The organism is Halobellus sp. GM3, assembly GCF_052545375.1.
Genome location: NZ_JBQWLT010000012.1, coordinates 71,250 through 79,251, shown reverse-complemented (window position 1 = coordinate 79,251; position 8,002 = coordinate 71,250). Strand labels below are relative to the sequence as shown.

Genomic DNA, 8,002 nt, shown 5'->3' with positions numbered 1-8,002 from the left:
GCGAGTACGCGATCACCGAGGACGCGCTCCCGCGGACCGACACCGGGACGATTATGCGCGAAGACCTCGTTCAAAAGTACTTCTCGGAGTAGCCCAGCCGCGTCTCCGCGGGTTCTCCGACGGCACGGGTTTTCAGGCCCGAAAACGGGAGGTCTCAAACCAGATACCTAGAGTTGCTCTGTTGAATAGACGCTGAGTTCCAGTTATAGCGGTTCTCACAGCGATTCGATATTGATGATGGCGAAACACAGGACAATTTCAGGGAACTGCCGTTACCAGTCGACCGAGCGCTTAATCGTCGGATAAGACATCTCGGCCATCCAGCATTGAGGTAGTGTTTGCCCGGTAAGCGAGTTGTTCACGACGGCTTCTGGTGATGATCTACGGTAGTGAACGAGGGACTCAATGTCAAATGCAGAGACCCCGTACTCAGTGTGCCAGTCTTGGAATTTGTTGTCGCTGGCGACAGACTACAGGTCGTCCACGTTTCGGCGGACGATCTGCGGGTCGGTCTTCGTATCATATATCCACGGTGCTGTGATATGGACGTCAAGAACAGCGAGTGTAATGTCGTCACTTTCGGCGTCTGTACTGTGCTTCCTGACCGCTGGTGGAGGGACACGGAGCACGCTGTCGGTCGAAGAACGTGCTGTCGAAAGCGGCGTGGCCAGACTGCGGGTTTGCTGTGCGTTTCACCACAGCAACGCCCACAACACCACATTTTCAGCCGGTCGAACAACTTGTTGATCGTGCTGTAGTCCGGGAGCTCGTCCCAATATCGGCCGGGGATGTCGAGAACCTCTTTCGTATACATCATCCGGTTCGGCGTTTCACGGTGTCTGTGGCCCTCTTCGAGGTGAAAACAGTGCAGGACGACATAGACCCAGCGGGCGAATCCGACGCTTGTGTAGCTAGGTCACGACAGTGCTCAATGAAGTCGAAGAGCTCGACTTCCATAGGTAAGAATAGAATCCCTCGGTTATATTGAATTAATCAGATTTGACATTGAATAGAGCAACGCTATCGCCCGGATCACACGGTTTCGACCTAAAACTAGCCACTTAGCAAACCGCACGATAGCGAGAGGGTTTCAACAGAGCAGTTCACGACTATTTTAATTTCATCTGAACGCCATCATAAATTCGGGAAGATCGAATATGAGTCATTACAATACTAACATTGTAATAATAAGTGTGGTTGGCCGTGGGAGAATAAAATCACGCTCCACTTCAGTGGTCGTGTTTAGTTAAGGATGAAGAGTGAGGCGGTGTGATTTTGTGCTGGTCTATGGCAAAAATCAACCGCCTCAGCGGAGGCACGGACTGGATTGAGTTGGATTTTGTGGAACGACAGCGGACACCCGAGCACGCGATGAAGCTCGGTATTCAACTCCAGTTAGCGGGGCTGTCATTGTCGAATACCGTCTCTATTCTCGAAGAACTGGGTGTCGAACGATCTCGCAAGGCAATCCACGATTGGGTGCAAAAGGCCGATTTACAGCCTGCAGCGGGTCGAAGCCCGAATCACGTTGCGGTTGATGAAACGGTGATTCGAGTCAACGGTCAACAGTTCTGGCTGTACGCTGCCGCCGATCCCGACACAAACGATCTCCTGCATCTCCGACTATTTTCGACGACAACAACCGCATTAACCGAGATCTTTCTCCGAGAACTCCGCCAGAAATACGATGTCGAATCTACTGTGTTTCTGGTTGACGGCGCTCAACACCTCCAAACAGCGCTGGCCAGAGCTGGCCTCCGATTTCAAACTGAACGAAATGGCAATCGGAACGCCATCGAACGAATTTTTCGAGAGTTCAAACGCAGAACTTCTTCGTTCTCAAACTGCTTCAGCCACGTTGAGCCTCAAACCGCCGAAAATTGGCTCCAAGCATTTGCTGCCTGGCTCAATGCTCCAAACTAAACACGACCACTTCAGTGAGGCCCAACGTCTATAGAGCTCAGAATAATGGCCATGATCTTTAATTTAGGGAGATGTCCCCCCTAGGTCAGATGAGACCATCTTCTGTTCACAATTATCTTTAATTCATCTCAGCGCCATCATAAATTCGGGAAGATCGAAGAGTATTCTTTACAATACTAATATTGTAATACCAAGTGTAATTATTCGTGGGAGAATAAGATCGCCCTCCAGTTCAGTAAGACCCAACGCCTATGAAGCTCAGAATAATGGCCATAATCTTTAATTCAGGAGGATGTCCTTGTAGGCCAGATGGTCCATCTTCCACAATTATTCAGTATTCTATTTTCGCTACCTCCGAAAATTATTATCTACCTATCTTTAAGTATCAGATATTAAACACTAGTAGAGGTCATTAATAGGAATACATCTGAGATGAAAAAGAAGATGCTCAGGGTAAATCGCCAGACTACGACGACTTCGGATGCAATATAACGTGACTTGATCCGCCTTACTTGGTGGCTTTGTCGATAACCCCCGGAAATCTTCTATGACAGCTTATTTCGACTCGCTAACAGTCCCTCCTAATTATTCAACCCCTGCGATGTATAGCGATTTACTAGAGCCAAGAGACGAGGTAGTAAAATAACAAAACTCGCTTCGGTGTGGCCAAAACTCTTTTCAAGGTCGAATACTTTCGGACAGATGGTTGTTAGTAAGCTTATAGGAGTAGCTAGAAGTCACAGTAGGCAACGTTGGCGCAACTGTACCACCTGACAACCGATGGTCCCACTCAACTTGTTCGTCTTGGAGTGTTGGGGTGCGAATCTGTTGTAGCTATAGTAGCGTTTGCAAGTCTCCACCTATCTGCTCATATGCAGTCGTACGATCGAATGGGCAATTAGTTGCAAGCGTTACTATAGCTTGCTAGTGTGACGACATCAAATCCCCACACTGCTGTACAAATCACAAGAGATTAGCGCTGCTCTGTTGAATAGCAACTTCTGAGAGAGTGAAGCAGTACCAATTTTGAGACGACAGGCCTGACCCGATCACGAGCCGACTCACAGTCTACCTGCCAATCTAATCACGCTATTCAACAAAGCAAAAATAAGCGACTTGGATATGACCGGTCACTTAATGACTGCTAACCAATTATTTATCACTGTCTCAAACCCTAGTTAAAACGAACGTGACCTCGCTGAATTCGATTTTTGGAAATGGTGCAACCGTTCTAAGGAAAACCAACTTTCAGATTCTTTTGTTCGCTTCATTAACACCTATCCTCGGGACATCACTAATATCACCTCTCTTAAGTTCGCTCATCCAGCCTCTAAATGCGTCAACCGCGAATATCGGTCTTATGATATCCTCCCAAACTGCACCGGCAATTATTATGATCCCAGTCGCTGGCATCCTTGCAGATTCCTACGGGCGGAAACCTATTCTCGTCTTCTCATTGCTTCTGTTCGGAGTCGGCGGAGTTGCAATTGCGTTCACCAATGACTTTCACGCCGCCCTTGGCCTCCGTTTCCTCCAAGGAGTCGGGTTCGGAGGGATAAGTCCTATTGCGATCACCAGCATCGGGGATCTCTACTCGCATGAAGAAGGCGCTACTGCACAGGGACTTCGAACGATGGGTGCTGGACTAAGCGGCGCGATATTTCCACTTATAGGTGGATTTCTAGTTACTATCGCATGGCAATATCCGTTCTTGTTATACGGGATCGCGATCCCAGCTGCGGGATTCGTTTATTGGTGGATGGATGAACCGATCTCTGTAGAGAATAAGATGAGTGAAAGGGGCTCAAGAGAATACTTCGGTAAGTTCTTGAAATTTATTTGGAGGCCACGGATCCTTCCACTTATTATTGCACGAGCGTTACCAGTTGTTACTTGGACTGCATTTTTAACTTATAATTCAATCATTGTTACACAAATCATAGGTGGCACGCCCTTCGAAGCGGGTATACTGGTAACGGTTGGTATGTTTGCGGTCGCACTTGCCTCAAGTCAAGCGGGGCGCGTCTTAGGGTTATTTTCTGGGTATTTTACTCCACTTTTACTAGCAAATGTCCTCCTCTGTCTAGGGTTCTTGGGATTGCTCTTTATGCCGGGTATGGAATTAGCAGTTTCCAGTATAGGTATTTCTGGAACTGGATTTGGATTATCTCTTTCTTTATACCGCGGTGTGATCTCTGAACGGTCCCCAGAACACTTACGAGCGGGATTAGTAAGCGTGTCGGAGGCAGGTGGCCGTCTCTCAGCTACCCTTACGCCTATCATTATGGGGGCTATCATCGGGATATTTCCAGCGTCGTTCGCCCTTGATTTTTCGATTCGGATCGTGGGCGTCGGGGCCGCTTTTGTCGGAGGAATTGGTGGTGTCCTCTGCATCATCCTCGTCAAAATAAACAGCCGTGCATTGAGTGGACTTTGATAGTAGTAGTTCCTTCGGTTATACGGTACGATATTAATTCTATCAGCCGTTCCGTCAGAAGAACACGGACCCTTGATTAGAGGCATACTCACCCCTATACTTTTTACTGATCAGCCTCATTTAGAGCATACAGTAATTATGAAGAATTCATCGGATGAAACCGAACGGGTAGCCGAATTCATTGCGGAACTCACCATCAACGATATCCCAGAGGAGGTTCGCCGCCGCTCAAAGCTCCTAATATTAGACACGATAGGTTGCATCCACGGGGGGTACGGCACTGACGTAGGTCGCATTATAGATCGTTTACTCCCGGAAACCACCGGAGACGAAGCGACAATTATTGGAAAACGGCAGCGTACACGGACAAGTGACGCGATATTTGCCAATGCGAGACTGGCCAATGTATTGGATGCTGACGAGACGCTGTTCTCGATCGAACACCTCGCAAATGCGGCCGTCACCGTACCACTTGCAATTTGCGAGGCAAATGGATTTTCCGGCGAACGACTGTTGGCAGCCACCGTTGCTGGCTACGAAGTAGGGGCTAGGATTGGTCCACGACCGCAGTTGCAGGTCTCAGAAGATGGCTCGCCCACGTGGGCCGCAGGACGGGACGGGAAGTCCGTACGCGGGTTCGGTCTCGGTATGACGTACGCCGCGACAGCCAGTGCCGCGAAGGCACTCTCTCTCCCGCCGAGCGAGGTGAAGCACGCGTTCGGTATCGCTGGGGAACGGGTACCTGATCGTACCCATAGCCGAATCTACGACGAATTCAACCCGCTTATCAAGTATCAACAGGCGGGTGCTTGTGCACGTGCGGGGTACGAAGCCGCTCTCGCGGCGAGTGCTGGTGATACTGGTGTCCCAACGATGCTCGATGGAGATGACGGAATCTGGGCCGCATTCAGCGTAGAAAGCGTCGATCATACGGCATTACGACGCCGATGGGTGTCGAACCTCAACGAGCGATGGGAAACAGCAGAGCTAGCGCTAAAACCATGGCCATGTTGCCACTTCAACCAGTTTGTCCTCGATGACCTTTCACGCCTTGTTGAGAAGGAGAACATCGAAGCACCTGACGTGGTTGAAGTAACCCAAAGCTCTCCAACGTATTTAACCTCACCACGGTTCACCGACCAAGAACCAGATGATATGATGGCTGCCGAGTTTAGTGTGCCCCACGCCATTGCGATGGTGATAAGAGAGACACCAATCGACCAGTGGTATGCGCCGGAGATACTTGATGATCCCGACGTTCGGTCACTTCGAAATCGAATCTCTGTTGTTCCAGATGAGTCGAAGTCCGTTCGGATCGAAGATGGTATTATCAGAGAAATCGAATTCGGCCTTGATGTTGTGACGGATGAGGCGACGCATTCGATTCGAAGTTCCATGACGAAAGGTATGCCTTGGTACACGGAAGCAGAAATGTCGGAAGCGGCTGTTCGGGAAAAGTTCCGAGTGCTCACCCGTTCGTTGTATCCTCAGTCACAGCGATGGTACGAGTGCACGAGTGAGGTGAGTGATGCTGTTATGGGAATCGAAGATCACAACGTCAGGCAAATTATGACCCGGTACGGAACAGCGTAATTCAAGTAATATCAATATCCGAACCCAAACCAATGGTACAATCATACAAGTTTACGCGGACAGAGCATCCAGGGTACCGAGAGGTAACAGACGGATTCTACTGGCTTCAGGAGTGTTTAGTGAGAGAGCCGACATCTGGATCCGGTGATCCCTTGCATGGGAGCGACAATGCGTATCTATTCGCCGATGAGGAAACCCTACTATTCGACACCTTCTCGCCCGCGAGCGCAAACAAGATACACTCCTATCTCGATGAAATCCTCGACGACCGGGAACTAGATTACATTGCGATCTCCCACCCCGAACCGAACCACGCAGGAAACGTACACCGATTGCTCGATGCATATCCCGATGCCACTCTCGTCGTCCCGGCACGGGGGAACGAACACCACCTATATGGTATCGATGACGTCCCCCACGTCCGGTACGTCAATCCAAGGGACAGTCTGACCCTCGGCACGTTCGACCTCGAATTTGTTCCGCCTTACTTTCCAGATCACGGAATGCACATCTGGATGTACGAGCGAACGATGTCTGCCTTGTTCTGCGTGGACTGGATGGGGTATCGTCACGGCACGGATTGCCTACGATTCGCCGAGGACTTTTCGGAGACTAAATTGAAAGAGGGTATGGAGGCATTCGTCTCCTTCGCACTGCCGTGGGTCCAGCACGTTTCCATGGATCGAGTCTCCGCCGCAATCGAGCATCTCCTCGACGGCTATTCGCCAGAAATCATCGCCCCAGCACACGGACAGATTATCCGCGAGCGTCCAAGAGAATACATCCGATTGATGGAAGAAGTAATGGCGAGGATTAGTGAGCGAGAAATCGATCCAGCAGAGTGGCCAACGTCTGATGCAGATGGACTAACGGAGGATCCAGAATGAGTGTAAAGCTCACTCCTCACGTCACTTGGATTTCGAACTGCGTCGAAGTGGGGGACCATCATATGCACCTCTCGAATTACCTCGTCTCTACTTCGACGGACTCCATACTGATCGGAGCGGGTATGGAAGATTTCAGCCAGCATCTGCTTGATACGGTTACCGCAGAAACGGACGGGGCAGGGGTCGATACTGTGTTATTGGCACATTCGATGCTCCCACATACGGAGAATGTGAAATCCATCGAATCGAAGTGGCCTGACGCGACAGTCTATGCCGCTTCTGGATTCCCCCGAGTTATTGGTATTCCCGGATCAGAGCCGTGGAAGCGTACCGAAACGATAGAAATCGGGGACCGTGCGATTAGTTTCCTTAACCCGATAATCACGGACATCGTCCTCTCACAGTGGATCTTCGACCACGAATCTGGAATACTGTTCACCGCGGAAGCGTTCGGCCACTATCATAGAAAGGGCGTCTGCGGACGGACTGCCAGTGAGGTTGGTGGTATCTCCGGACAGATGGTGTTCGACTTTTACCGCGAGAAGTTTCCTCACCTGTCCTACGTCGACGCCGACAAGCTCGAGGAGACGATCAGATCATTCTTTGATAGGATGCCGGTGAAGATGCTGGCACCCATCCACGGTAATCCAGTGGAGGGAGCTAAACTATCGGACTACATTGACGTGTCTGTCGACGCAATCTCAAGGATTACCGGGGATGCGTTCTATACGGATCTCGAATCAATCCGCTAAGCGGCTACGGTATCGGTACTGTCGAGGGAATGAACCGAACCATCGAAGATGCGGGAAGACACGAGAACTGTCGCTATCGTTCCGACGACCTATGAAGAACCCCCTACCCAGAGAAGAGGGAACAGACCTACAAGGTCGATGTCCGGGCGGAGGGGGGCGAGAACCAGTGGGGGTAAAGCCAATCGGTGAAAAAGTCAGGGGCAGGTCTACACAGTGCCTGAACCCAAACGCAGTGGGAGTTCTGAGAGACAGTTGAACACACCAGACTGCATTCGAGTAATTCAGGCCCTAACAGTCAAGACAACAAGACCCATCCATTCAGAGAGTTCGTGAGGAACCAAGCTAAACATATCTCCCTTCATATGCTCTAGTAGACAGTCCTGACGATAAACTATAAATAAATTTACTGT

At 50.1% G+C, this 8,002-nt stretch carries 5 protein-coding genes and 1 pseudogene; 5 read left to right on the top strand and 1 reads right to left on the bottom strand.

Annotated features, from left to right (window positions below; translation table 11 throughout):
* Window positions 1-275: 275 nt before the first annotated feature.
* Window positions 276-957: pseudogene (locus tag ACT3HL_RS15740) on the bottom strand (IS5/IS1182 family transposase); the annotation flags it as partial.
* A gap of 330 nt (window positions 958-1,287) precedes the next feature.
* Between ACT3HL_RS15740 and ACT3HL_RS15735 the strand changes: the two are divergent.
* The 5 genes from ACT3HL_RS15735 (at window position 1,288) to ACT3HL_RS15715 (ending at window position 7,592) form a co-directional block, all read left to right on the top strand.
* The gene (locus ACT3HL_RS15735) at window positions 1,288-1,923 is read left to right on the top strand and encodes an IS6 family transposase (protein WP_445087709.1); all 636 of its coding nucleotides are present in this window, start codon (window positions 1,288-1,290) and stop codon (window positions 1,921-1,923) included.
* Between the two features lie 1,189 nt (window positions 1,924-3,112).
* Window positions 3,113-4,360, top strand: coding sequence for an MFS transporter (locus ACT3HL_RS15730; RefSeq protein WP_445087708.1), 1,248 nt, complete (start codon window positions 3,113-3,115; stop codon window positions 4,358-4,360).
* Window positions 4,361-4,498: 138 nt separating this feature from the next.
* Window positions 4,499-5,953 carry an MmgE/PrpD family protein gene (locus ACT3HL_RS15725; protein WP_445087707.1) on the top strand — a complete coding sequence of 485 codons (1,455 nt, stop codon included), beginning with the start codon at window positions 4,499-4,501 and terminating at the stop codon, window positions 5,951-5,953.
* A gap of 119 nt (window positions 5,954-6,072) precedes the next feature.
* Complete coding sequence (locus ACT3HL_RS15720) at window positions 6,073-6,840, top strand: MBL fold metallo-hydrolase (protein WP_445087706.1); 768 nt, start codon at window positions 6,073-6,075, stop codon at window positions 6,838-6,840.
* A complete protein-coding gene (locus ACT3HL_RS15715; protein WP_445087705.1) occupies window positions 6,837-7,592 on the top strand; it encodes a hypothetical protein in 756 nt (251 codons plus the stop codon). The genes ACT3HL_RS15720 and ACT3HL_RS15715 overlap by 4 nt, the downstream gene beginning before the upstream one ends.
* Window positions 7,593-8,002 lie beyond the last annotated feature (410 nt).

Bases quoted from the DNA above. Each gene is read 5' to 3' on its own strand.
- ACT3HL_RS15725 (WP_445087707.1), top strand. From the start codon at position 4,499: ATGAAGAATTCATCGGATGAAACCGAACGGGTAGCCGAATTCATTGCG.
- ACT3HL_RS15735 (WP_445087709.1), top strand. From the start codon at position 1,288: ATGGCAAAAATCAACCGCCTCAGCGGAGGCACGGACTGGATTGAGTTG.
- ACT3HL_RS15715 (WP_445087705.1), top strand. From the start codon at position 6,837: ATGAGTGTAAAGCTCACTCCTCACGTCACTTGGATTTCGAACTGCGTC.